We start from the raw sequence: 23,048 nt of genomic DNA on the forward strand, positions 1-23,048 counted from the left end.
GCAGATAAATAATGGCTATTTTGCACTGAAATCACCTTAACCAAGCGCAAATGGCGGCTAATACATTGAGTAGAAACAGGATAAAGGCTTTTATTCAGAGGTTCCCTAAGTTTCCGGATGGCGCTCTTATACGCCTTCTCCGCCCCGCTGGGGCCGTTGTAGTTGAGCCGGACGGCCAGTTCCTGAAAAGTCATGCCCTGCTCATTGGGCTGGCCGATCCCCAGGTAACAGCGCACCAAGTTCAACTCTCTGGGCTTGAGCACCTCCTCCATGCGCTGGAGAAGTAGCGTTCGGCGCATGAAGCGGTCGTAAGCCTTGGCGGGATCACCGCCAAAACTAATATCAAAAACACGCTCGCCCAGGGACTCAATCTGGAACACGGTGCGGTATTCCTCCAGCAGACGCTTGGCTACTCTGGCGGAGACTTCCAGCTTCTCTTGAATGGCGGTCAGAAGATCTGCTTCGGTGTCCTGCTCGTGTGTGGCATAGAGGAACGCCACCTGGCGCAGCTGGTAGTAGCGGTCCAGCGGTAGGGACAGAGAAAAAGAACTTTGGGCGGCGCAGTCCTTCATGGCTGTTTCAATGGCGGGAGTGGCGTAGGTCAGCAGCCTGGTTCCCATGGATGGCTCAAACCGCTGTGCCGCCTCCAGCAGTGCCAGCGCACCCTCCTGCTTGAGATCGTCCGCCAGAAACTCCTGAGAAAATTGTTCGCAGTAGCTTGTAGCCAGCATGGTCAGGTATCCCTGGTTCTGGGAAAGCAGAAGTGAAGCGGCCTCTGGATCGCCTTCCTGTATGCGCCGAGCAAGTTCCTCATTGCTGGGGCATGGAGCGTCACAGAGGTACATGCTCATGGCTTGTCCTCCTGGGCAAGCCGAGATCTTGCCTGAGCATAAAGCGTCTCCTGCTCCATGTCGTGGGCGTAGTCTCCAGCAGCGTAGTCGTTGTCCATAAGTGCCCGGTCCCGATAGGTCTCCGCGAGATACAGCGCTTCCCGCCGCAGCTCGTCGGAAATTTTTCCTCTCTGGTGATGCTTGCGGATGGTGTTGGTGCGGGTATTGAACAGGCGGTAGACGGGATGCTGCTTGTTCTGCTCCTTCTGGTGCATCATGGCACCGTACTGTCGGCAGGTCAGGCGGCTGTCCTGGGGTGCCATGCCGCTGCAGTATTTTGGCTTATGTCCGCTGCGGGTAAGAAAATACCGCTGGCAGTTCTGACACACGCAGGGAGCGTGACCATGATGCAGCCCGTTCATCAGGTCGAAGCAGTAGAACGACATGATCCTGTGAAAGCGGACGCGCTGGACAAACACCATCTTTTCTTTCTGGGTAGGGTTCCTGGCAAAGATGTATGTGGACTCCATGACTGGGGACACCGTAAATTTTTCAATATCCGGCAAGGGGAGGTCATCCATCACATGCCAGAAGTCATCACTGGTAAAACAGTCGTGGGCAGCAATGGCAAAGAAGGTCTCGTTCCGCTCCTTGAGCCGGTAGAGATATCCCCGCTCAAAGTAGTCCGCCGCTACAACAAAATGATAGATCCCCAGGGGGATGGCAAAGGCGGCGGCCAGGTAGTGCAAGAAAAAATCCCGATACGGGGCCTCGGTCGACATCAGGGCATCTACCATGCTCTCGCGGCAATATTGATCAAGCACCTCCAGTTCTCCAGACTTGTCCAGGAAGCAGAAGGGCGGGTATGTCCACAGCACATCCAGCAGGGCGGAGACATCCGAGTGCACCTGTGGGAGCAGACGGGCAAAGGTGTCCCGATCTGCGTTCAGGAGTGCTTCCGCCTCTTTGCTGATGGCACCGCCGTAATGGATCAGGGCCTGAAGGGTTGCCTGATCCTGATTCATAATATTGGCCGCGAAATATCCGGCGGGATAGGCTTGCTCGTTCAGAAAAACTAAATCCTGCCACACATCCAGTGTGAGGTACAGCAGGTTGTTGTTCTGCTTGATCCCCAGCGGCATGTGTCCCCCTCCTGTCCTATATCCATTTTGGCCCTGTCTTGTGATATTCTCATTTTATCAAAACTCCCAGAATAATCAAGTGAAAGGAAAAATACCTTTCCCGGAAGCGCTCACTGAGGTGGGCGCTTTTCATATTCAAAATAAGGAGGAATTGACCGTGAGAAAAAACAATTCACCACTCCGCACAGTGGATGGAGCAACCTTGATGAGCCAGCCATTGCACTCGCCCAATTTTGTGGTGGACACCCTGCTTGCACAGGGCCTGCACATCCTGGCAGGCTCCCCCAAGGTGGGCAAGTCCTGGCTTGCTCTGTGGCTGGCCGTGACAGTGGCCAAGGGAGAACCGGTGTGGAACATGACCACCAAGCAGGGCACCACCCTCTATCTCTGTCTGGAGGACTCCGTCCTCCGTATCCAGAACCGGCTGTTTGAGATCACGGAGGACGCACCAAGCAGCGTCCACTTCTGTACCGAGTGCGACCTCATCGGTCAGGGACTGGAGGAACAGGTGGAAACATTCCTCACCGCCCACCCGGACACCGTGCTGGTCATCATCGACACCCTGCAGATGGTCCGTCCGATCCATGACGCCACCTACGCCAACGACTACCGGGATCTGTCTGTGCTCAAGCGGCTGGCGGACAAGCACGGCATTGCCATCCTGCTCATCCACCATCTGCGGAAAGAAAAGGCAAAGGATGTGTTCCAGCGGATCTCCGGCACCACCGCCATCAGCGGCGCGGTGGATTCCAGTTTCACGTTGGTGGAAGAAAAGCGGGGCAGCGGCAGGGCCAGACTGACCTGCGTGGGGCGGGACATCGAATACCGCGAGCTGGAGCTTCGACGCGGCGAGGAAAATGTGTGGGAGCTGGTTTCAGACAGCAGAGAAGAACCCGTGCTGCGTGAGGATCGGATCGTCGTTCTCCTCTCTGCATTTATGAGCACCAGAACAGTATTTATCGGCACTCCCACGGAGCTCTCCGAAAAGATCGACCCTGACAGAATCGAAGGGATAACGCCCAAAAAGATTTCAAGGCTGATCCTGTAAAGCGTTGAAGCTCTAAGGAAAACCGGGATTCAAGTGACGGTTCGCCGCAGTAATGGAAAACGAGTGATCGAGCTGAATCGTGCCGATAGTGTCGATTTGGAGGGTGCCGGGAAAATCGTCCCTATCGACCCTGCTGCCGTTGATCAACCGTTTGGAGAGGGCGCGGCGGGGGCTGTGGAGACGGATTCCTCCCTTCGGGGAGGGCAAGCATCGCGCCCGGCTATACGCCGCGCACAGTTTCGGGGCGCTGCCCCGTACCCGGCCCCTGAGGGGGAGAAGGAGGAGCAATGCAGAGAGTAAAAAAGAGCGAGATCATCACCCTGCGGGTGACGCCCCGTGTGAAAGAAGCTATCCGGGAACGAGCCAAGGCTGCTGGCCTGACAGTCACCGATTACCTGTGCTACAGCGGACTGGGAAAAGAGATCATGCGGGTGGAAGGGTTAGAACAGGTGCTGTCTGAACTGAAAGCCCAGGGGCGAAATCTGAATCAGCTCACAACCATGGCCAACATGGGGAGAGTATCTGTAGTCAAAGGTGACACGCTGGCAGAAAACTATGGAAAAATCTATGAACAGCTCCGAGAGCTGTTACGGGAGGTGACTTGAGATGGCAACCTTCACCGCAATCAAAAATCGTGGTGGTGGCAGAGGTGCTCTGGGCGCTGTGCTGCGCTACGTCCAGCAGGAGGAGAAAACCACATGGGAAGATCGTCGGCTGGTCTCCGGCTGGAACTGCACCGCCCAAAGTGTCTGCTCCGAAATGCAGCTTACCAAGGAGCGGTTCCATAAGACAGACGGCAGACAGTACTATCACTTCGTGCAGTCCTTTGCGGAGACGGATGATCTGACGCCCCAGGAGGCCCACGCCATTGCGCTGGAATTGGTTCAGCGTGAGTTCCCAAACTTCGAGGTGCTGGTGGCTACCCATATTGACACCGACCATCTGCACAGCCACCTGGTGGTGAACAGCGTCAGCTTTCAAGATGGCCGCAAACTCCACCAGAGTGCCACTAACCTGCAAACCCACCGGATCTCCAACGATGAAATATGTGCTGCACATGGCTTGGAGATCCTTCCGCCGCCACAGAAACAGGTCAAGCAAAAGCGGATGAGCACCAGAGAGTACCGCTCCGCCGCGAAGGGCGAGAGCTGGAAGTTCCGCCTCATGAACACTATTGACCAGTGCATGCGGTACGCTGCCAGCAAGGAGGAATTCGTCTCTCTGATGGAGAGCGAGGGGTATCAGGTGCGCTGGACAGATAAAAGAAAGAACATCACCTACACCACGCCCACAGGAATGAAGTGCCGGGATGACCGGCTCCACGAGGAGAAGTACACAAAGGAGGTCATGGAAGATGAATTCCGAATCCGAGCAGAGATTGTCCATGGAGGAATTGAAGCGAAGGAACGCTCCGCAGAGTATGATACCGCAGAACTGTCCCAGCAAGGAGGAGTGGCAGGAGCTGCTCCATCGGCTGGACGAACTGGAGCGGCACACAGCGGCCCACACGGCCCTTCTGCGGGAGGCTTCCAGCCGAAGGGAGCCGTGCCCCACCCAGGCGCAGATGGAGGCACTGACGCGGGATGTGACGGAAGTACAGCGGCTGCTGCGACAGGCTGGGAAGAAGAAAGAGATTTCTGTTTCTCCGCCCAGTCTGGGAACGGCGATGTCGGTCATGGTATGGCTGGCCTTGATTTTGCTGGGGACTATGGTGGGTATGGTGGTCTTGCAGGTGATCTGGTCCGGCTTGGCCGCTCTCTGGAGCATGATCAAGCTGCTGATCCCATAAGGGATGCCACCACCATGCACCAGCACACGGACCGGAAAGTGCTACGTCGGGAACGGCAAATAAAAATCGCCCTCGGTCACAAGGAGGACGATCACGAAGAAGAACCAACTTGGCAGCAGACCATGTGACGGTCTGCTATTTTTATTGCCTGTACAATGAGCGTCCCAACTTCGATCATGAGGAACTGTATGGAGATGAGGATATTCCATCTGCCAAGGCAGTGCAGGATACTGCAGTGGAAGAACGGAACGGTAAGGTTGTGAAAAGCCGCCGGCAAAGTGTATGCGGCAGAGAGTACATTGTGCTTGCGGAATTTGGTTTCGGAGGAACGCAGTCTACGGTCGAACTTCTGAAGCAGGTCATTGATCTGGAGGAAGACGCAAAAAATATTTCCGCCTGATAAGTAGGTTCCCATAGACAAACAAACCGATTGAGGGTATTGTATGGTTGCAATCTCTCAATCGGTTTGGCATTTTATGAAGGAGGTCAATATGTTACAGCCAAACCAAAAGATCACGGCGCTCTATTGCCGTTTGTCCCGAGACGATAATCTGGAGGGTGACTCCAATAGCATCCAGAACCAAAAACTCATCCTACAAAAGTACGCAGATGAGAATGGGTTCCAGAATACCAGATTTTATGTGGACGATGGCTATTCCGGAGCAAACTTCAATCGCCCGGCCTTTGAGCAGATGATGGATGACATGAGCAACGGAGACGTCGCCGTCATCATCACGAAGGATCTCTCCCGTCTTGGCAGAAACCAGCTTCACACCGGCCTTTATATCGAGGAGATCTTCCCCTCCAACGATGTGCGCTACATCGCTGTCAATGACAATGTGGACACCAAGTATGAAAACAGCAACGAACTGATGCCCTTCAAGAATTTGTTCAACGAGTGGCATGTGCGGGACTGCAGCCGCAAGGTACGGAATGTGGTGAATGCCAAGGCACAGCGGGGAATCCGGGTAGGGACGCGAGCTCCCTACGGCTACCGCAAGGGCGCAACAAAAGACTCTCCTCTGCTGGTGGACGAGGAAGCGGCAGCTGTCGTCAAACGCATCTTCGCCATGTGCGCCGGTGGAATGGGACCATCCCAGATCGCAAAGCAGCTTAAGAAAGAGCACATCTATAGCCCATCCATGTACGCCTATACGAAATTCGGTACATCCCATTCCGGGCTGAATACGGAGCGTCCTTATAACTGGACCGGCGACATGGTTGCGGATATGCTTCAGAACATGGTCTACCTTGGACACACAGTCAACCTCCGCTACAGCACCAAGTCCTACAAGGACAAAAAGAGGTGTGAACGCCCTAAATCCGAGTGGCTTATCTTTGAGCATACTCATGAAGCGCTGGTGGATCAGGAAACCTGGGATATCGTACAGGAGGTACGATCCCATAAACGCCGCCGGACAAATATGGATGAGCAGAATGTGTTCTCTGGATTAGTGTACTGTGCGGACTGCGGTATGCCCATGGTGCTGCACCGGGCGCACACCATGAAGCCGGAACAGAACAATTTCACCTGCCGCACCTACAAGAAGGATGGGTCCGATGTATGCAGTGCTCACTATGTCCGGGAAGTGGCATTGAAGGAAATCGTGCTGGAAACGATCCGCAGAGCCACACAGTTTGCCAGGAGCGATCCGGAGCGGTTTGCCGCATACATCCAGCAGAAGCAATCCACTGAGGTGGCAAAGGAGATCCGGGGCTTGGAGCGAGAGCTATCCGCCATGCGGAAACGGGATGGGGAACTGGATGTGGTGTTCAAGCGGATGTACGAGGACAGCGCCCTGGGACGGGTGAGCAATGAGCAGTTCCGCCTGCTGTCTGAGGCATACTCCAAGGAAAAAGCGCAGCTGGCCGAAGACATTCCCGCCACAGAGGAACACCTGGAGAAACTGCGCAGCAGCATGGCCAATGCCAAGAACTTCATCGCCAAAGCCAGAAAGTTTACCGACATGACAGAACTGACCCCGGAATTGCTCCGTACCTTCGTAGCGAAGATCATCGTGTATGAAAAAGAGGTCAAATACTCCAAGCACGCACCGCAGAAAATCCAAATCTGTTTCCGGGACTTCAACCTTAACGAGGAAGACGATGTGATTCTCTGCAGGGAGACAACAGAAAAGGCAGACAGTGCAACTGCACTGCCTGCCTAATCCGAGGACACGCTTCAAGATACCCCTATCAGGAGTAGCGGAGACCCCGTCCTTTTTAAATGTGCTTGTCAAAGGCCAGTCTAGGATAGTTGTCCTCTAGCACATGGATGATCCCGCAGTAGGCAAAGCCACTGCGTTTCAGCAGGTTCTGCATGACGCGGTTGTCCCCGTGAGTGTCTACCCGCAGATGGCCGCACTGCTGAAAGGCCCAGTCCAGACAGGCCTGGCCGATGCCCTTTACCGAGCCATCTCCCGCCAGACGGTGGACCACGCCATAAGGATCGTCATAGTGCCAGCCCCCCTCTTGAATGTCCCGGTAGGTGGGCTCAATGTCCTCGCCCTGGAGAAAACAGAAGGTCCCTATCACCCTGTCGTCGTGGACGCATACATAGCTTCGACCGGCGGCGATGTCCTCCCGGAGCAGATCCGTAGGGGGCCAGTTGGTGGGACCCCACTGGTTGGGGTTGCCGGTCTCTTTCATGAACTGTCGGGCCTGGACGTAGAGCGCCGCCATGCGGTCCAGGTCCTGCGGGGTAGAATGGCGCATCTCCATGATCCGCGCCTCCTCATTTGTTGTGTGAAAAGGGCCCATGGCATGATGCCATGGGCCCTCTTTGCGTATGAGTAAAAGAAGCTTACTTCAGCTCGACCTTGGCGCCGACTTCCTCCAGCTTCTTCTTCAGCTCCTCGGCGTCCTCCTTGGAGACACCCTCCTTCAGAGCCTTGGGAGCGGCCTCGACCAGAGCCTTGGCCTCAGCCAGACCCAGACCGGTGATCTCACGGACAGCCTTGATGACCTTGATCTTCTCGGCGCCGACATCAGCCAGCACCACGTCGAACTCAGTCTTCTCCTCAGCGGCAGGAGCGGCAGCGCCGGCGGCAGCGGGAGCAGCCATAGCAGCGGCGGACACGCCGAACTCGTCCTCCAGAGCGTGAACCAGCTCGGAGAGCTCCAGAACAGTCAGACCCTTAACTTCCTCAATGAGGGCAGTGATTTTCTCAGAAGCCATGATATGTTACCTCCTAAAATTGTGATTTCAATCAAAAATAGATCAATAGGGGACCGATTACTCGGCAGCCGGAGCCTCGGCGGCGTCGACAGAGCCGCCCTTCTGCTCGCAGATGGCCTTGATGACGATGGCCAGGCTGGAGATGGGGGCCAGCATGGTGCCCAGGACCTGAGCCTGGAGAACTTCCTTGCTGGGCAGCTCAGCCAGAGCATTGATCTCATCCAGGGACAGGACCTTGCCGTCCATGAAGCCGGACTTGATGGTGAACTTGGCGCCGTTGAACTGCTTGGCGAACTTGGCGATGACACGCATGGGAGCGATGGGATCGCCGTGAGAGAGGGCCATGGAAGTGGTGCCGTTGAGAACGGAATCCATCTCCTCCAGACCCACGTTGTTGATGGCGAAGCGGACCAGGGTGTTCTTCACCACGGCGTAGTCCAGCTCGTTCTTGCGGCACTCGGCGCGCAGAGCGGTATCCTCGGCCACGGTGATGCCCTTGTAATCCACCAGCACGCCGCTGGAAGCACTCTTGAGCTTCTCAGTCAGCTCGGCCACGATGGCCTGCTTCTCACTGAGGACCTTTGCGTTAGGCATTTGGAATTCACCTCCGTTGAATTTGAGTTCAACTTTTCCGATGCAGTCACGCAACAAAAAAGCTGTTTTCGCATTCAAAGCAGCGAAAACAGCACAAAGAAATTCATTCCGTTGTGGCTGCATTCTCGGCAGGACTTATGGCTTGCGCCGCCTGCTGTCTTTGAACACGACTGATAGTATATCAGTCCGGACAGGCTTTGTCAAGCAAAACCTGTCCGGAAATGATATATTTTAGGATAAGATCAAACGAGTTTCGCGCCGTTGACCTTGACACCGGGGCCCATGGTGGAAGCCACCACGCAGCTCTTGATATACTGGCCCTTGGCAGCGGCGGGCTTGGCCTTGACGATGGCGCCCATGAGAGCGTTGAAGTTCTCAGTGAGCTTCTCAGCGCCGAAGGAGACCTTGCCGATGGGGCAGTGGATGATGTTGGTCTTGTCCAGGCGGTACTCCACCTTACCGGCTTTGATCTCGGTAACAGCCTTGGCCACGTCGGGGGTGACAGTGCCGGCCTTGGGGGAGGGCATCAGGCCCTTGGGGCCCAGGACCTTACCCAGACGGCCAACCACGCCCATCATGTCGGGAGTGGCGACGACCACGTCATAATCGAACCAGTTCTCGGACTGGATCTTCTGGACCATGTCCATCTCGCCCACGAAGTCGGCGCCGGCGGCCTTGGCGGCCTCGGCCTTGTCGCCCTTGGCGAAGACCAGCACGCGCTGAGTCTTGCCGGTGCCGTGGGGCAGCACGATGGCGCCGCGGACCTGCTGGTCAGCGTGACGGGAGTCAACGCCCAGCTTCACATGGAGCTCCACGGTCTCGTCGAACTTGGCGGGGGCGGTCTTCACCACCAGAGCCATAGCGTCGGCGGTATCATAGAGAGTGGACTTGTCGATCTGCTTAGCAGAGTCGGTATATTTCTTTCCTCTGAACATCGTTACTACCTCCTTCCCTTACTCTTCCACGGTGACGCCCATGGAGCGGGCGGTACCGGCGACCATGCTCATGGCGGCCTCGATGGAGGCGGCGTTCAGGTCGGGCATCTTGGTCTCGGCGATCTTGCGCAGATCGTCCTTCTTCAGCTGGGCGACCTTGGTCTTGTTGGGCACGCCGGAGCCGGACTCGATGCCGCAGGCCTTCTTAATAAGCACGGCGGCGGGAGGGGTCTTGGTAACGAAGGTGAAGGAGCGGTCGGCGTAGACGGTGATGATCACGGGGATGATCAGGCCCACGTCGTTCTTGGTGCGCTCGTTGAATTCCTTGGTGAAGGCGGCGATGTTGACGCCGTGCTGGCCCAGAGCGGGGCCGACGGGGGGGGCGGGAGTCGCCTTGCCGGCCGGGATCTGCAGTTTGACGTAACCAGTTACTTTCTGTGCCACAATGAGCACCTCCTACGAATGAATGTGGTTGGAACGGGATGCCTGAAGCATCCCTCCCACTTGTGCCTTGGACGGCGGGCGGCCATGCCGCCCAGGGTACTTAATCCTGTACCAGCTCCACCTGGTCCAACTCCAGCTCCACCGGGGTCTCCCGGCCGAACATGGACACGACCACGCGGACCTTGCTGCGGTCCAGGTCGATCTCCTCCACGGTGCCCAGGAAGGACTCCAGAGCGCCGTCGGTGATCTTTACGGTGTCGCCCACCTGATAGGAGACCACGACCTCGCGCTTTTCCACGCCGAGGGCAGCAATCTCATCATCGGTGAGGGGAATCGCTTTGTTGCCGGAGCCCACGAACCCGGTGGCGCCGCGCACGTTGCGGACCAGGTGCCATGTCTCATCGGTCATCACCATCTTGACCAGCACGTAGCCGGGGAAGACCTTCCGCTCCACGACCTTGGGGCCGTTGTCGGTGATCTCAGTGACAGTCTCCAGCGGGATTTTGACCTCGTGGATGAGGTCATGCATATTGCGGTTTTCCACGTGCTTTTCGATGGTAGCCTTGACTGTGTTCTCATACCCGGAATAGGTATGGACCACATACCACTTTGCACTATCAGACATACCGCTACCCCTTAACCCTTAAAGAGGTCGATGAGGGCGGCGATGATGCTGCTGGCAAGAGCGTCGAAGACCCAGATGAAGATGCCGACCACGATAACGCAGACGATCACGATCACCGTGTTGTTAATGGTCTGCTTGGGAGTGGGCCACACGACCTTCTTGAGCTCGCTCTTCATCTCGCGGAACCAACGGGCGACACGCTGGAAAAAGCCAGGCTTTTCGTCCTTCTTGGCCTTCTTGTCCACCTTGGCGGGTTTAGCAGCGGCCTGGGCGTCAGCACCGGTCTTTTCGATCTTCTCGTTGTCAGACATTCGGTTTCACCCTTCTTTCTTGTGACACTTCCGCAAGCATCATCACTTGGTCTCGGTGTGGAGCGTGTGCTTTCTGCAGAAGGGGCAGTACTTGTTTCTCTCCAGACGGTCGGGAGTGTTCTTCTTGTTCTTGTTGGTGACGTAGTTGCGCTGTTTGCACTCGGAGCATCTCAGGGTGATCTTCACCCGCGCACCGGCTTTTGCCATGTTTCGGCACCTCCTTCAATGGTTCGGACCCAACAAAAAATGCCGGGTCCGGCTATACCGAATCCCAGCACGTTCGAGAAAGGCACGGGCAAAGCCCGTCCCCAATCAAAACACGGTAGGTTCGGCATGATCTGCCTCCCTATGTCCTCCGGGGGAGGGAAAGGGTTTGTGCCCATTACACCGTAAAAATGCGCACAAAAATAAAGCCCTTTTTCATAGGTGCTAATAGCCTATCACAAGTCAATGGGAAAGTCAAGCATATTTTTACAGTCTTGACAAGACTTCCGTGGGACCGATATAGTGGAGGGGAAAGGAGGGAGGACCATGCGTATCATGGCCATCGACTACGGTGACGCCCGCACGGGCGTGGCCATCTCAGACCCCACGGGATTGCTGGCGGGGTATACGGAGGTCATCCACAGCCGGAAGGGGGAGCAGGTGTGTGCCCGCCTTGCCGAGTTGGTGGAACAATATAAGGTAGAGGAATTGGTGATGGGCTTTCCCCGGAATATGGACGGTACCGAAGGCCCCCGGGCGGAACTCTACCGGAATTTTGCCGGTGAGGTGGCGGCCGTTACCGGGCTCACACCGGTGCTGTGGGATGAGCGGCGGACCACCATCGAGGCCCACGACATCCTCCACGCCAGCGGCAAGAAGATGAAGAACCACAAAAAGACGGTGGACGCCGTGGCGGCGACCCTCATTCTGGAGGGCTACCTGACCCGGAAACGGACCCAGGGCTGAAACCAGGTGAGAGGCATCCAGGGTGGGACCCCGCGGAGCGGGGCGTGCTGTCAGGCACGTCCAAGGGGCCGGCCCAACGGCCCCTTGCCGCAGGGCGGATTCACTCCGCCCGAGGATGTGAAGAAGAAAAGGGTACCCATGGGGCTTCTCCCCCATGGGAAAAGAGGGGGGAGGAACATGGGAAATCGCATCAAGCTCTTCACCTGGAAGGACCCCTATGACACAGCGGGGACGGAGGCGCTCTTCGTCTCCGCCATGCGGGACAACTGTGCCTTCCACTATGCCCACTGCCCGGAGTACCGGGCCATCTTGGACCACTTCGGCTTCCGGCCGGATATGCTGCGGACCACGGCGGACCTGGCCCGCCTACCGGTGCTGCCCACCTTATATTTCAAATCTCATAAGCTCCTCTCAGTGCCGGAGAACAGGATGCTCATCAAGGCCACCTCCTCGGGGACGAGAGGGAAGAAGAGCGTCATCGGTTTTGAGCTGGGGGGACTGTGGAGCGGCTTTCATATGGTGTGGCGCATCCTGCGCTACCACCATTTTCTCTCCCCGGTGCCCACCAACTACCTTATTTTGGGCTATCAGCCCCACAAGAGCAACCAGACCGCCGTGGCCAAGACGGCCACGGGCTACACCTACATCACCCCCGCCATCCACCGGGAGTACGCCCTCAAATATAAGGATGGCGGCTACCAGGTGGACTTCGACGGCCTTATCCGGACGCTGGAGAGGTACAGCAGGTCCCGCTTCCCCACCCGGTTCATGGGCTTTCCCGCCTATACCTACTTCCTTATGGAGGAGCTGGAACGGCGGGGCCTCCGCTATCCGCTGCCCAAGAACTCCAAGATCTTCCTGGGGGGCGGCTGGAAGCAGTTTTACCGGGAGAAGGTGGACAAGGAGACCTTCTATGCCAAGGCCTGGGACCGGTTCGCCATCCCGGAGGAGCACGTCTACGAGTCCTTTGGGGCGGTAGAGCACCCCATTTACTACGCCGATTGCAAGTATCACCACTTTCACGTGCCGGTATACAGTCGGGTCATTATCCGGGACGTGCGCACCCTGGAGCCGGTGCCCAACGGCACCATGGGACTGGTGAATCTCCTCACCCCCATGCTCAACGCCGTCCCCGTCCTGAGCATCATGACTGACGACCTGGGCATCCTCCACGATGGGGATACCTGCCCCTGCGGGGTAAAATCCCCCTGGCTGGAGATCATCGGCCGGGTGGGTATGGCTGACATCAAGACCTGCGCCGCCGGCGCCGACGAGCTGAGAAAGGGGGCGGGCCTGTGATCCTGTACCGGGGAGAGATCCATGATACAAAGGAGCAGAACAAGCTCCTGGACGGCCTGGAGGAGATTATAACAGAGGTACTCCAGCGGCCGGTGCCGACCGCGGAGACGGTGATCGCCGCCTGTGACGGCCTGGCCCGGCGGGTGCTCAGCGGGGAGTTCGACGGCATGATCGCCGCCCTGGGCCTGGATAAACGCTTCACTCTGGCCCAGGCGGCGGCCGCCGCCAACCTGCTCCTCCGGGACAGCCTGGAATTCAAGCTGAATCTGGAGCTGGGGCCGGACTGGGCGGGGCCGAAAACCGTGACGCCGCCCCACTCCGGCCTTGCCCTCACCAAGGAGGTCTTGCCCCTGGGGGTGCTGTTCCACATCGCCGCCGGCAACGTGGACGGCCTGCCGGCTTACAGCGCCGTGGAGGGCCTCCTCACCGGCAACGTGAATATCCTGAAGCTGCCACAGGCCGATGGGGGACTCTCGGTGCTGCTGCTCCACGCCCTCACCCAGGCCGCCCCGGAGCTGGCCGACTACCTCTATGTCTTCGACACCCCCTCCGACGATTTGCCTGCCATGAAGAAGATGGCGGCGCTGGCCGACGGCATCGTGGTGTGGGGCGGGGAGGGGGCGGTCTCCGCCGTCCGGGGGCTGGCGCCCACCGGCTGCCGCCTCATCGAGTGGGGCCACAAGCTCAGCTTCGCCTATGTCACGCCTAAAGGGGAGACCCCGGAGGATTTGGCCGCCCTGGCCGCCCACATCGCCGACACCCGGCAGCTGCTGTGCAGCTCCTGTCAGGTGATCTTCCTTGACATCGAGGACCGGGAGGAGGTCCGGGCCTTCTGCCGCCGGTTCCTGCCGGTGCTGGAGGGGGCCATGGCGGCAGGAGCGCCGTTGGACGACGGCTCGGCGGCTCAGGTGACCCTGGCCCAGTACGAGCAGAAGCTGGAGTCCATCACCGGGCCGGGCCCGGAGGTCTTACGCGGGAAGGACTGCTCCCTCACCATCGGGGAGGACGGGGAGCTGGAGCTCTCCCTCCAGTTCGGCAATCCCCTGGTGAAGGCCCTGCCCCGGGCACATCTGCCCGCCATGCTGCGGCGGCACAAGGGAGTTCTCCAGACGGCGGGGCTCCTCTGCGCTCCGGAGGAGCGGGAGGAGCTGGCCATGGCCCTCCTGAGAGCTGGTGTGGTCCGGGTCACCGGGCCGGGAGACATGAGCCGCACCACCTGTGGGGATGCCCACGACGGGGACTACCCCCTGCGGCGGTACACCCGGGTCACCGAGCGGTAGGGTGGCCTTTGCGAAAGAGCTCCCGGAGACCGACGACCAGTAGAAAGACCCCGAAGCAGCGGCGGAGGAGTCCTGTGTCCAGACCGGAGGCGACCCAGGCGCACAGCCCGGCGGTGGCCAACCCGGACAGGATGGCGGGGAGGGCGGCGGACCGGTCTACATAGCCGTTTTTGATGTGATTGGGGAGGGCCGCCGCTGCCGCCGGCACGAAGTAGACCAGGTTGATGCCCTGGGCCAGATGCTGCTCCACCCCGGCGAAGGCGGTGAGGTAGAGGAGAAGCAGGGTGCCGCCCCCCACGCCGAAGCCGGAGAGGACTCCGGTGGCGGTGCCTGCCAGGAGGGCCGTAAGCCAGCTCACAGGGCGAAGAGGGACCGGATGCCCCCGTAGAGGAGGAGCAGGCCAAAGCCCCGCCGGAGCCAGTCCATGGACAGTTTTTTGAAGAGCTTACCCCCCAGCCAGCCCCCCAGCAGCCCGCCCAGCAAATAGGGGAGGGCGGCGGTGAGGTCCAGTCCGCCCCGGAAGAGGTAGATGCCTGAGGAGAGGACGCACAGGGGCAGGATGATGGCCACCGAGGTGGCGAAGGCCTTCCGCTCTCCCAGACCGCACCACCCGGCCAGTAGGGGCACCAGCACCATGCCGCCCCCACCGCCGAAGAAGCCGTTCACTGCACCGGCCAGGGCGCCGGCCACCGCAGGGCGCAGCCAATTTTTTGCATGTTTGATAAAAATCCCTCCCTTGGCACTAGTTTGCCAGGGGAGGGATTTTGCTATGCAAAAGCATAGAAAAATTGGCCATGTGCCGCTTATAACGGCACGGCCATAAGATCACAGCGCGTGGTCCAGGACGGCCCACATGCACGAAAACTTCATGCGCCCCAGCCTTCGCCTGTTTTCGTGGTGCGCCCTGGGCGCATGAAGTCTTATGCCTGTTCAGCGCACGCCGGTCAGGTCCATGACCACCTCGCCGGCCAACATCAGCCCAGCGGAGGCGGGGACCCATACCACGCTGGCGGGGACGCTGCGGCGGCCAGGGGGGGGAGCCTCTGGCTGATCGGCCTTGTGGGCCTGCTCCGGTGACCACACCACCTTGTGGTGGTGGATGCCCCGATTGCGCAGTTCCTTCCGCACCACCCGGGCCAGGGGGCAGCCCTCGGTTTTGGAGATGTCGGACACCCGCAGCAGAGAGGCGTCCAGCTTGTTGCCGGTGCCTAGGGCGGAGATGATGGGCACCTTGCGGTTCAGTGCGGTTTCGATGAGGTCCAGCTTGCAGCTCACCAGATCGATGGCATCCACGATATAGTCGTAATTCGCGGAGAAAAAGGTCTCACGGGTGTCGGCCTCATAGCGGCCCTGGATGGGATGGACCCGGCAGGCGGGGTTGACAGCCAGCACCCGCTGGGCCATGGCCTCCGCCTTGGGCAACCCCAGGGTGGACTCCAGGGCCTCGGCCTGGCGGTTGAGGTTGCTCAGGTCTACGGTGTCCTGGTCCATAAGCGTCAGCTCACCTACGCCGGAGCGGGCCATGGCCTCGGCGCACCAGCTGCCCACTCCGCCCAGCCCAAGCACACACACGTGTGCCTGGGCCAGTCGCTCCATGGCGTCGGCGCCCAGGAGCATGCGGGTACGGAGAAAACGTGCGTCCATTTGGTTACCTCCTTGAAAAAAATCCCCCGGAGAGAGTCTCCGGGGGATGGTGTACGTCTTAGCCCAGCAGAGCCAGGTTGGTGTCGTTGGTGGTGACGGGGTAGGTCTCCTCGATCTCAGTGGTCCAAGCAGAGAGCGCGTCGCTCTTGAGGGCACTCTCGGCGGTGTACTTCCAGGTCAGGGTGTGGTCCTGGAGGTACATGACGTGCCAGCCGTACTGACCCTCCTGGTCGTTCTCCACCAGGCCGGTGTCACCGGGCTGACGACCGTCGGCGAAGGTCCAGTCGATGAAGGCGGGCAGGAAGTTGGTGGAGGGGGTGATGCCCTCGTAGAGGCCGCCGTTCTCGGCGGAGCCGGGATCCTCAGAATACTGCTGGGCCAGGGCGCCGAAGCTCTCGGCGGTCTTGTCGCCGGCGTTGTACTCGTCCAGGATCTCCTGGGCCTTAGCCTTGGCGGCGTCCAGAGCCTCCTGGGTGGGGACGGTGCTCTCATCCACGTCCTCGGTGCTCGGGTCGTCCTCCTGGGTGAGCTCGGCCTTCACCAGGATGTGACGCACGTCGGCGGAGCCGTAACTCTCAGTGTCCAGGGCGCGGTTGGTAAAGCGCAGGACCCAGTAGCCGCTGTCGGCCACTTCGATGACGGTGAGGTCGCCCTCCTGACGGCCTTCATTGGTAAGCCAGGATACACAGTCCTCGCTGCCGGAGGAGAAGCCGTTGGCCAGGCTGGCGCCCACCACGGTGGTCTCGTAGCTGGTGGCCTCGTCATCGCTGTCCTCGGAGTCGGACTGGGTGGCGGCGGCAGCCAGGGTATCGAAGTCACCGCCGTCCTCCAGGTCCTGGAGCAGCTTATCGGCGGTGGCCTTGGCGGTAGCCATGGCGGTGGCCTTCTCGGAGTCGCTGGCCTCCACGGTATTGCCGTCGGCATCGGTGGTGGAGGGGGCGGAGCCATCGATGAACACGGAGGAGTAAGTGAAGGTGTCCAGGTCGGCGGCGTGCTCATTATAATAGTTGGTGAGATCGTCGTCGGTGTAGGTCAGGGTATCGGCGTGGGCATTGTAGTACTCCTGAGCCAGGGTATCCCGGGTCAGGCACTCGCGCAGAAGACTCTCGGTCATATAAGGACCATACACATTGCGGATATAGGACTTGAAGGAGGTGCCGTACTGGGCGGCGTAGCTCTTCAGCTGCTGGATGGTGTCCTCGACGCTCTGGGTGCCCTCCTCGGAGAGGGTGAAGCCCTCAGCCTCAGCGGCAGCGGCCAGGGAGGCATACTTCTGGAGAGAATCCACAGCGCTCTGACGCAGGGTCTCGTCATCCATGGTCAGGCCATACTGGCTATACATGTTGGCGGTGGGATAGTAGTAGTAACCCATCTCGGCCACAGTGTAGTCCTTGCCGTTGACGGTGGCAACTACCTTGCCCTTGGTAAAGATGCCGCTGTGCCACACCAGCAGGGCAATAACCAGAACGGCCAGGATAATGCCCACCACGGTGTAAAGGATGGTCTTGCTCCGCTCCTTGCGGGCAGTCTCCGCCTGACGGCGTTCCTTTTCGGTAGGGCCGTTGGCGGCAGCAGAGATGCGCTGTTTCTTTTCACGGGAAGCACTCATTACTCTTGCTCAGTCCTCTCAAATATTGTGCTTTTTCTGTGCTTTGGTGACTCAATGTTGCATTATACAGGAAACGTGGACGGCTTGCAAGTCCCAATCTGCCTATATTCGGGTGGGAGGAGGCGTATTTTACAGAAAGTTCATGGTTGGAGCACCGGGCGGGGAGGGGATAAAAAAACCGTCCCAGCACCTTGCTGGGACGGTGGAACGGCAAAAAAGATCTCCCGCTCTGGCCGTGTGGCCCTGATCAAACCTGCACGAAGATGGCAGGTGGGTCGCCTCCGCACCGCTTTACTGCTTCCAACTTCCAACGCTCCCAAAGGAGGCCGGGAGGCCTGCAAGCCACGGCACGAGGTGGGCGTCCCTTTTCAGAGATGTGGGTTTAAAAAGAAACCATCACGTACCGAGCAGGAGAACCTTATTCCTCTTCTTCTGCGAAAAGGGCTTCCATAAACTGCTGGTAGACAGCCTCCAGCTCCTCTTCGTCATCCAGAGTGGCCAACTGCTCCTCACCGTCGATCTCCACGACCTTCAGGATGATGAGCCCGGCCTCCTCATCTTCTTCCGGGGGTTGGCCCTCTTCATCGGCCTCCTCTGCGGGGAAAAAGGCCATATAGACCGCGCCGTTGTATTCAATGGTATCCAGATGCTCCAGCTCGATCTCGTTGCCGTCCTCGTCGGTGAGGCTGACAAAATTACCGCCGTACTCGTCACTCATGGTGGCTGGCACCGCCCTTCTTGTTTCTGCACATATTGTACCCTGTGCGCCGGAAAAATGCAAGAGTCGGACAAGCCAAATTTTGTTTAGAGGATAAATATGGAATAAATGGGAAGTGATAGGGTAGACAAACAGAGGCTTTTCCACTATAATATAAAAGCCTTACTATGACCGGAGGGAGAGACGGACCGGTCAAAGGCACGTTACGAGTATATATGGGACCGTGCGGCCTTTGGGCCGGGAACGGAGGTATTTCACTTGGCAGAGACAAGACGCACTACCAACCAGAACGGGGAGCCCCCCAGGCGTCCCCGGCGGAAGAGCAGAGGCGGTTCGGTCGCCGTGACGATATTAAAAGTGATCGGCACACTGTTCCTCATCGGATGCACCACCGGCGCGATCCTGGTCTGTTTTGCCGCAACCTATATCAAGACCGTCATCATTCCGCAGGACTACGTGGATGCCAGCGCCTACTCCATGAACCTGTCCTCCACCATCTACTATACCGATTCCGCCACCGGCGAGACCAAGGAGCTGCGTACCCTTCACGGGGAGGAGAACCGGGTGAAGGTAGACTACGAGGAGATTCCGGAAAATCTGGTCAATGCCCTGGTGGCGATTGAGGATCAGCGGTTCTGGACCCACCACGGTGTAGACTGGCGTCGGACCGGCGGAGCTTTCCTCAATATGTTTTTAGGGATGAAGGATACCTACGGCGGTTCCACCATCACCCAGCAGCTCATCAAGAACATGACCCAGAACGATGATGTTACCGTTAAGCGTAAGATCCTGGAGATCTTCCGCGCCCTGGAGTTCGAGCGCAACTACAGCAAGGAAGAGATCCTGGAGATGTACCTCAACTACATCTATTTGGGAGAGAACTTCTACGGCGTGGGCACCGCCTCCCTGGCCTACTTCGGCAAGCCGGTGTCTGAGCTGGACCTGGCCGAGTGCGCCAGCCTCATCGGTATCACCAACAACCCCTCCCGGTATGACCCCTATATCTCCGACTACACCAAGGGACAGAATAAGCAGCGCCAGGAGATCATTCTCAATGAGATGCTGGAGCAGGGTTATATCACCCAGGCAGAGCATGACGCCGCCGTAGCCGAAGAGTTGGTCTTTGTGGGCCGTGGTCAGGGTACCACCTCCACCACCGCCTATTCCTACTTTGAGGATCAGCTCATCCGGGACGTCATTGCCGACCTGAAGGAGACCTATGACCTCTCCGATCAGCTGGCCAGCCAGATGGTCTACAACGGCGGCCTATCCATCTACTGCACCCAGGACCCGGCCATCCAGGCCAAGGTGGACGCGGTGTACGAGGACCTGAGTAACTTCAGCGGCGCCTCCTCCTCTGGGCAGCAGCTACAGTCGGGCATCACAATCATCGACAACGAGACCGGCAACGTGGTGGCCCTGGCCGGCGGTGTGGGCGAGAAGACAGCCAGCCTGCTCACGAACCGTGCCACGCAGTCCTTGCGCCAGCCCGGTTCAGCCATCAAGCCTCTAGCGGTATATGCCCCCGCCTTGGATCTGGGCGTCATTACCCCCGCCACCGTCATCGATGACTCCCCCTATAGCTTTGACGGAGATGGTGGTTCCCCCTGGCCGGTGAACTCCTACGGCCAGTATCGGGGCCTCACCAATGTGTATACTGGACTTCAGAATTCGGTGAATACCCTGGCCGTCAAGATCCTGGGCCAGTACACCAGCCCTCAGGTGTCCTATGACTTCCTGGTGAAGAACCTGGGCTTCAGCACCGACCACTTGGTGGTCCAGGAGGAGCGAAACGGTACTGTTTACTCCGACATCGGTTTGGCCCAGATGGCTCTGGGCGGTCTCACCGACGGCGTCACCACCCTGGAGATGGCGGCGGCCTACTCTACCTTCCCCCGTGGCGGGCTGTATATCGAGCCCCGGACCTATACCAAGGTAGAGCGGGTGGACCCTGACACCGGTGAGGTGACCGTTCTGCTGGACAATCAGGCGGAGTACCACACCGCCATGAAGGACTCCACCGCCTGGTATATCAACACCATGCTCCAGAACGTCATCCGGAACGGCACCGGTACCTCCGCCCGCTTTGACGGCATGACCATCGCCGGTAAGACGGGTACCACCACCTCCCGCCGTGACCTCTATTTCGTGGGTTACAGTGCCTATTACACCGCCGCCGTGTGGAGTGGCTATGACCAGCCCGAGCGCATGACCTCCGGTCTCCAACAGCAGTCGGCCGTCACCTGGAAGAAGGTTATGAGCTCCATCCATGAGGGCCTGGAGGATAAGAGCTTCCCAACTCCCTCTGCTGGTACTGTCACCGTCAAGGTGTGTGCCGACAGTGGCCTGCTGCCCAATGAGGCCTGCTACCACGATGCTCGTGTAGGTGAGGGGGCGCGCATCATCTCCATGACCTTCGTCAAAGGGGATGAGCCCACCACTGTCTGTGATATCCACAAAGACGTGGAAATCTGTCTGGATTCCCCCTTCCGGGATGCAGACGGAAATCCCAATGGTATGTATCACCTGGCTGGGGAGTATTGTCCTGCGGAGAGCCGCCGGACGGTGAGCATCCTGGACATCACCCGCGAGGGTGCCGCCGCTGCCGTGTCGGTGCGGGACAACCAGTTTACCACGGGACACATCAACGCATTGGGTGATGCCGCTTACTGCGACGTCCACACCACTGCCCAGGCACCGGAGCCCACGGAGAAGCCGGAGATTGATCCCACCGACCCCACTACCTGGCCGGGGCCGGAGGATTATGACCGGCTGGAGGACTATAATAAGTTTAATCCCTTTGACGAGTCCACCTGGCCGGAGAATGTGAATGGTTCCTCCGGGCAGCAGACGCCGACTCCCAGCGAGACGGTGACCCCGCCGATCACCGAGACTCCGGAAACAACACCGGGGCCTGTCAATTCGCCGGAAACGAGCGAAGAACCCTATGTACCGGCAGCTTGACCAACGGACTATAATAAAGTGAGAAAACCGCCCTTCCCATCTGTGGGAAGGGCGGTTTTTACTGATGAATGCCTTTAGGCGAAATAGAACCTCTGGTTCAATTGAGCCATTTGCGGAAATATTCGGTGAGGATGGCCATGATCATACAGATCACAGTGTCCCAGGTCCAGAATTCATGGTGGTTCATGCAAAATATCTCCCTGACCAGTCAAACTGGACGTTACCCACCCGGCACAGGCGTTTGTCATATCTGAATACTGGATTTGGAAGCTGTCAACTGCTCTCCTTTTCCATCAGCACCCAGGAGACCAGCTGAGACTGGCAAGATTCTCCCTGAAGAAGGCGAATGAGGAGTTGGGCAGCTGTGCTGCCCACATTCTCGATGCCGTGAGAGAGGGAGGTGATACGTGGATGGGCCAATTCACTGTATTGACTGTTGTCGAAACTGACCACAGCCAGGTCCTGGGGGACACGGACGCCCTGCTTGATGAGGTAGGTCACCAGGCGGCTGGCGATTTCGTCGTTGTAGCAGACCACAGCGGTGCAGCCCTCCATGCTATGCATAAGGGGGGCCAGATGAACACCGGAGAGGAGAGATTCCTTCTGTTCGGTGTTGTACCAGAAGATGCGGCGGTCGTCCATGGGCAGGTTCAGATCCCGAAGAGCCTCGATATAGCCGGAGTAGCGCTGCGGCCCCTGGATATCGTCCCCCTTAAAAATACCGGCGATGTCCCGGTGTCCCTTTTTATAAAGGTAGTCCACCAGCATCCGCCCCCCGGTATAGTTGTCATCCAGCACAGCCAAAGGACCTTTGAGCTGACGATAGTAGCCATTCATAAACACCAGCGGGATATTGCGCTGCATCAGCTGTTCATAGAGGTCCAAATTGGGGTTGGGCAGGCCGGTCTTGGTACCCTCCACCAGTACGCCGTCCAGAGGCTCCAGATCCAGCAAGGTCTGGAGGACCTTGCGTTCATTGGCCACCTGGTTCTGGGTGGCAAAAAGGAGTGGGGCGCTGTTGTTGGCGGCCAAGACTGCCTCAACCTCACGGAGTATGCTAGGGAAGATGTAGTCGCTGATATAGGTGGTGACGATAGCAATGGATCGGTGAGGGGCAGCCGCAGACGAAGCGTGTTCAAGCACATGAGAGCCGCTCCCCTGACGGCGGTCAATCAACCCCTCGGAGGCCAGGAGAGAGAGTGCCTGCCGTACCGTTTGGCGGCTCACCTGAAATTGCTGACAAAGGGCATGCTCCGTGGGCAGAAGCCTACGCTTCTCATAGGCGCCCTCCAGGATACCGCTGCGCAGTGCATCTGCTACCATTTGATATTTTGGCGCCATCATCTCTCCTCCTTCCGGCCGGGCAGCGCCGGCGGATGTGATTGACTCTCCGTGAAAAAAGGATACCGGATCGGCAGTACTGATCCTATCATTTTTGTATTTTATTTACAAGAGAAATGCAACAATTATTATAAAATTGTACGCATGAAAAGAAAAGGAAGGGAAAAAGGTGGGAGAGTCAAAAAGAATTTCCTATTATGTTAACACAAAATAGCTCAATAATAGAAAATTTTAAAAAGGTCGATTGTAAAATGAAGTTGGACACCTAAGAAAAAATCCATAGTGATTTTCCCCACATGGTAGAATGAAGTTTGCACACAACTTCTTCCAAGGGAGGGCAATCACT

General features: G+C 58.2%; 25 protein-coding genes, 1 other RNA gene and 1 other annotated feature. Of the genes, 9 read left to right on the top strand and 17 right to left on the bottom strand.

The window, feature by feature from the left end; translation table 11 throughout:
• Together ACTNBK_RS14155 and ACTNBK_RS14160 are read right to left on the bottom strand one after the other, a co-directional pair.
• Window positions 1–851, bottom strand: an 851-nt coding sequence (locus ACTNBK_RS14155; RefSeq protein WP_441147080.1) for a sigma-70 family RNA polymerase sigma factor, incomplete at its 3' end; no start/stop codon positions are given.
• Window positions 848–1,972 carry a DUF6076 domain-containing protein gene (locus ACTNBK_RS14160; RefSeq protein ID WP_441147082.1) on the bottom strand — a complete coding sequence of 375 codons (1,125 nt, stop codon included), beginning with the start codon at window positions 1,970–1,972 and terminating at the stop codon, window positions 848–850. The genes ACTNBK_RS14155 and ACTNBK_RS14160, both read right to left, overlap by 4 nt.
• On the opposite strand from ACTNBK_RS14160, the gene ACTNBK_RS14165 reads away from it, so the two are divergent.
• The 5 genes from ACTNBK_RS14165 (at window position 1,971) to ACTNBK_RS14185 (ending at window position 6,977) form a co-directional block, all read left to right on the top strand.
• Entirely contained in the window at window positions 1,971–3,020 is a 1,050-nt protein-coding gene (locus ACTNBK_RS14165; protein WP_441147112.1) for an AAA family ATPase, read from the top strand. The two genes, ACTNBK_RS14160 and ACTNBK_RS14165, sit on opposite strands and share 2 nt — an antisense overlap.
• Before the next feature lie 287 nt (window positions 3,021–3,307).
• Window positions 3,308–3,625: a plasmid mobilization protein gene (locus ACTNBK_RS14170; RefSeq protein ID WP_441147084.1), complete on the top strand. Its 318-nt coding sequence runs from the start codon at window positions 3,308–3,310 to the stop codon at window positions 3,623–3,625.
• A 1-nt stretch (window position 3,626) separates the two neighbouring features.
• A complete protein-coding gene (locus ACTNBK_RS14175; RefSeq protein WP_441147086.1) occupies window positions 3,627–4,937 on the top strand; it encodes a relaxase/mobilization nuclease domain-containing protein in 1,311 nt (436 codons plus the stop codon).
• Window positions 4,919–5,209, top strand: a complete 291-nt coding sequence (locus ACTNBK_RS14180) for a hypothetical protein (protein WP_441147088.1) — start codon at window positions 4,919–4,921, stop codon at window positions 5,207–5,209. Before ACTNBK_RS14175 ends, ACTNBK_RS14180 begins: the two co-directional genes overlap by 19 nt.
• A 91-nt stretch (window positions 5,210–5,300) precedes the next feature.
• Window positions 5,301–6,977, top strand: coding sequence for a recombinase family protein (locus ACTNBK_RS14185; RefSeq protein WP_441147090.1), 1,677 nt, complete (start codon window positions 5,301–5,303; stop codon window positions 6,975–6,977).
• 55 nt (window positions 6,978–7,032) lie between these two features.
• Here ACTNBK_RS14185 and ACTNBK_RS14190 read toward each other — a convergent pair whose 3' ends face one another.
• The 8 genes from ACTNBK_RS14190 to rpmG form a co-directional block, all read right to left on the bottom strand.
• Window positions 7,033–7,530, bottom strand: a complete 498-nt coding sequence (locus ACTNBK_RS14190) for a GNAT family N-acetyltransferase (protein WP_441147092.1) — start codon at window positions 7,528–7,530, stop codon at window positions 7,033–7,035.
• 82 nt (window positions 7,531–7,612) lie between these two features.
• A complete protein-coding gene (gene rplL / locus ACTNBK_RS14195; protein WP_294514397.1) occupies window positions 7,613–7,987 on the bottom strand; it encodes a 50S ribosomal protein L7/L12 in 375 nt (124 codons plus the stop codon).
• A 57-nt stretch (window positions 7,988–8,044) separates the two neighbouring features.
• On the bottom strand, window positions 8,045–8,581 hold the full coding sequence (gene rplJ / locus ACTNBK_RS14200) for a 50S ribosomal protein L10 (protein WP_294514401.1): 537 nt from the start codon (window positions 8,579–8,581) through the stop codon (window positions 8,045–8,047).
• A gap of 46 nt (window positions 8,582–8,627) precedes the next feature.
• Window positions 8,628–8,763 (bottom strand) — a sequence feature (ribosomal protein L10 leader region).
• A gap of 60 nt (window positions 8,764–8,823) precedes the next feature.
• The gene (gene rplA / locus ACTNBK_RS14205; RefSeq protein WP_130850195.1) at window positions 8,824–9,516 is read right to left on the bottom strand and encodes a 50S ribosomal protein L1; all 693 of its coding nucleotides are present in this window, start codon (window positions 9,514–9,516) and stop codon (window positions 8,824–8,826) included.
• 18 nt (window positions 9,517–9,534) lie between these two features.
• On the bottom strand, window positions 9,535–9,960 hold the full coding sequence (rplK, locus tag ACTNBK_RS14210; RefSeq protein ID WP_130850194.1) for a 50S ribosomal protein L11: 426 nt from the start codon (window positions 9,958–9,960) through the stop codon (window positions 9,535–9,537).
• A 100-nt stretch (window positions 9,961–10,060) separates the two neighbouring features.
• A complete protein-coding gene (gene nusG / locus ACTNBK_RS14215; RefSeq protein ID WP_130850193.1) occupies window positions 10,061–10,585 on the bottom strand; it encodes a transcription termination/antitermination protein NusG in 525 nt (174 codons plus the stop codon).
• 11 nt (window positions 10,586–10,596) lie between these two features.
• Window positions 10,597–10,896: a preprotein translocase subunit SecE gene (gene secE / locus ACTNBK_RS14220; protein ID WP_294513394.1), complete on the bottom strand. Its 300-nt coding sequence runs from the start codon at window positions 10,894–10,896 to the stop codon at window positions 10,597–10,599.
• Between the two features lie 42 nt (window positions 10,897–10,938).
• On the bottom strand, window positions 10,939–11,103 hold the full coding sequence (gene rpmG, locus ACTNBK_RS14225) for a 50S ribosomal protein L33 (protein ID WP_033119311.1): 165 nt from the start codon (window positions 11,101–11,103) through the stop codon (window positions 10,939–10,941).
• A 324-nt stretch (window positions 11,104–11,427) separates the two neighbouring features.
• Between rpmG and ruvX the strand changes: the two genes are divergently transcribed.
• The 3 genes from ruvX to ACTNBK_RS14240 all read left to right on the top strand — a co-directional run bounded on the left by ruvX (window position 11,428) and on the right by ACTNBK_RS14240 (window position 14,426).
• Entirely contained in the window at window positions 11,428–11,847 is a 420-nt protein-coding gene (gene ruvX / locus ACTNBK_RS14230) for a Holliday junction resolvase RuvX (protein ID WP_441147095.1), read from the top strand.
• Window positions 11,848–12,024: 177 nt separating this feature from the next.
• On the top strand, window positions 12,025–13,146 hold the full coding sequence (locus ACTNBK_RS14235; RefSeq protein ID WP_441147096.1) for a LuxE/PaaK family acyltransferase: 1,122 nt from the start codon (window positions 12,025–12,027) through the stop codon (window positions 13,144–13,146).
• The gene (locus tag ACTNBK_RS14240) at window positions 13,143–14,426 is read left to right on the top strand and encodes an acyl-CoA reductase (protein WP_441147098.1); all 1,284 of its coding nucleotides are present in this window, start codon (window positions 13,143–13,145) and stop codon (window positions 14,424–14,426) included. Before ACTNBK_RS14235 ends, ACTNBK_RS14240 begins: the two co-directional genes overlap by 4 nt.
• Here the strand turns inward: ACTNBK_RS14240 and ACTNBK_RS14245 are convergent.
• The 6 genes from ACTNBK_RS14245 to ACTNBK_RS14270 form a co-directional block, all read right to left on the bottom strand.
• Window positions 14,413–14,784, bottom strand: coding sequence for a TSUP family transporter (locus ACTNBK_RS14245; RefSeq protein WP_441147100.1), 372 nt, complete (start codon window positions 14,782–14,784; stop codon window positions 14,413–14,415). The genes ACTNBK_RS14240 and ACTNBK_RS14245 overlap by 14 nt on opposite strands.
• Complete coding sequence (locus ACTNBK_RS14250; RefSeq protein WP_441147114.1) at window positions 14,781–15,233, bottom strand: TSUP family transporter; 453 nt, start codon at window positions 15,231–15,233, stop codon at window positions 14,781–14,783. Before ACTNBK_RS14250 ends, ACTNBK_RS14245 begins: the two co-directional genes overlap by 4 nt.
• A 123-nt stretch (window positions 15,234–15,356) precedes the next feature.
• Window positions 15,357–16,070 carry a tRNA threonylcarbamoyladenosine dehydratase gene (locus ACTNBK_RS14255; protein ID WP_441147102.1) on the bottom strand — a complete coding sequence of 238 codons (714 nt, stop codon included), beginning with the start codon at window positions 16,068–16,070 and terminating at the stop codon, window positions 15,357–15,359.
• 58 nt (window positions 16,071–16,128) lie between these two features.
• Window positions 16,129–17,679, bottom strand: coding sequence for a peptidylprolyl isomerase (locus ACTNBK_RS14260; RefSeq protein WP_441147104.1), 1,551 nt, complete (start codon window positions 17,677–17,679; stop codon window positions 16,129–16,131).
• Between the two features lie 217 nt (window positions 17,680–17,896).
• A non-coding RNA gene (gene ssrS / locus ACTNBK_RS14265) (6S RNA) lies at window positions 17,897–18,096 on the bottom strand.
• Between the two features lies 1 nt (window position 18,097).
• A complete protein-coding gene (locus tag ACTNBK_RS14270) occupies window positions 18,098–18,397 on the bottom strand; it encodes a DUF1292 domain-containing protein (RefSeq protein WP_441147106.1) in 300 nt (99 codons plus the stop codon).
• A gap of 258 nt (window positions 18,398–18,655) precedes the next feature.
• Here ACTNBK_RS14270 and ACTNBK_RS14275 point away from each other — a divergent pair, with 258 nt between their 5' ends.
• Complete coding sequence (locus ACTNBK_RS14275; protein ID WP_441147108.1) at window positions 18,656–21,361, top strand: transglycosylase domain-containing protein; 2,706 nt, start codon at window positions 18,656–18,658, stop codon at window positions 21,359–21,361.
• Between the two features lie 273 nt (window positions 21,362–21,634).
• Here ACTNBK_RS14275 and ACTNBK_RS14280 read toward each other — a convergent pair whose 3' ends face one another.
• The gene (locus tag ACTNBK_RS14280; RefSeq protein WP_441147110.1) at window positions 21,635–22,702 is read right to left on the bottom strand and encodes a GntR family transcriptional regulator; all 1,068 of its coding nucleotides are present in this window, start codon (window positions 22,700–22,702) and stop codon (window positions 21,635–21,637) included.
• Between the last annotated feature and the right edge of the window lie 346 nt (window positions 22,703–23,048).

Origin of the sequence: Intestinimonas sp. HCP28S3_D6 (assembly GCF_052065695.1) — a bacterium.
Lineage (GTDB): Bacteria > Bacillota > Clostridia > Oscillospirales > Oscillospiraceae > Intestinimonas.

Coding starts and splice junctions, on each gene's coding strand:
- ACTNBK_RS14165 (WP_441147112.1), top strand. CDS start 1,971: ATGTGTCCCCCTCCTGTCCTATATCCATTTTGGCCCTGTCTTGTGATA.
- ACTNBK_RS14160 (WP_441147082.1), bottom strand. CDS start 1,972: ATGCCGCTGGGGATCAAGCAGAACAACAACCTGCTGTACCTCACACTG.
- ACTNBK_RS14170 (WP_441147084.1), top strand. CDS start 3,308: ATGCAGAGAGTAAAAAAGAGCGAGATCATCACCCTGCGGGTGACGCCC.
- ACTNBK_RS14175 (WP_441147086.1), top strand. CDS start 3,627: ATGGCAACCTTCACCGCAATCAAAAATCGTGGTGGTGGCAGAGGTGCT.
- ACTNBK_RS14185 (WP_441147090.1), top strand. CDS start 5,301: ATGTTACAGCCAAACCAAAAGATCACGGCGCTCTATTGCCGTTTGTCC.
- ACTNBK_RS14190 (WP_441147092.1), bottom strand. CDS start 7,530: ATGGAGATGCGCCATTCTACCCCGCAGGACCTGGACCGCATGGCGGCG.
- rplL (WP_294514397.1), bottom strand. CDS start 7,987: ATGGCTTCTGAGAAAATCACTGCCCTCATTGAGGAAGTTAAGGGTCTG.
- rplJ (WP_294514401.1), bottom strand. CDS start 8,581: ATGCCTAACGCAAAGGTCCTCAGTGAGAAGCAGGCCATCGTGGCCGAG.
- rplA (WP_130850195.1), bottom strand. CDS start 9,516: ATGTTCAGAGGAAAGAAATATACCGACTCTGCTAAGCAGATCGACAAG.
- nusG (WP_130850193.1), bottom strand. CDS start 10,585: ATGTCTGATAGTGCAAAGTGGTATGTGGTCCATACCTATTCCGGGTAT.
- secE (WP_294513394.1), bottom strand. CDS start 10,896: ATGTCTGACAACGAGAAGATCGAAAAGACCGGTGCTGACGCCCAGGCC.
- rpmG (WP_033119311.1), bottom strand. CDS start 11,103: ATGGCAAAAGCCGGTGCGCGGGTGAAGATCACCCTGAGATGCTCCGAG.
- ruvX (WP_441147095.1), top strand. CDS start 11,428: ATGCGTATCATGGCCATCGACTACGGTGACGCCCGCACGGGCGTGGCC.
- ACTNBK_RS14235 (WP_441147096.1), top strand. CDS start 12,025: ATGGGAAATCGCATCAAGCTCTTCACCTGGAAGGACCCCTATGACACA.
- ACTNBK_RS14255 (WP_441147102.1), bottom strand. CDS start 16,070: ATGGACGCACGTTTTCTCCGTACCCGCATGCTCCTGGGCGCCGACGCC.
- ACTNBK_RS14260 (WP_441147104.1), bottom strand. CDS start 17,679: ATGAGTGCTTCCCGTGAAAAGAAACAGCGCATCTCTGCTGCCGCCAAC.
- ACTNBK_RS14270 (WP_441147106.1), bottom strand. CDS start 18,397: ATGAGTGACGAGTACGGCGGTAATTTTGTCAGCCTCACCGACGAGGAC.
- ACTNBK_RS14280 (WP_441147110.1), bottom strand. CDS start 22,702: ATGGCGCCAAAATATCAAATGGTAGCAGATGCACTGCGCAGCGGTATC.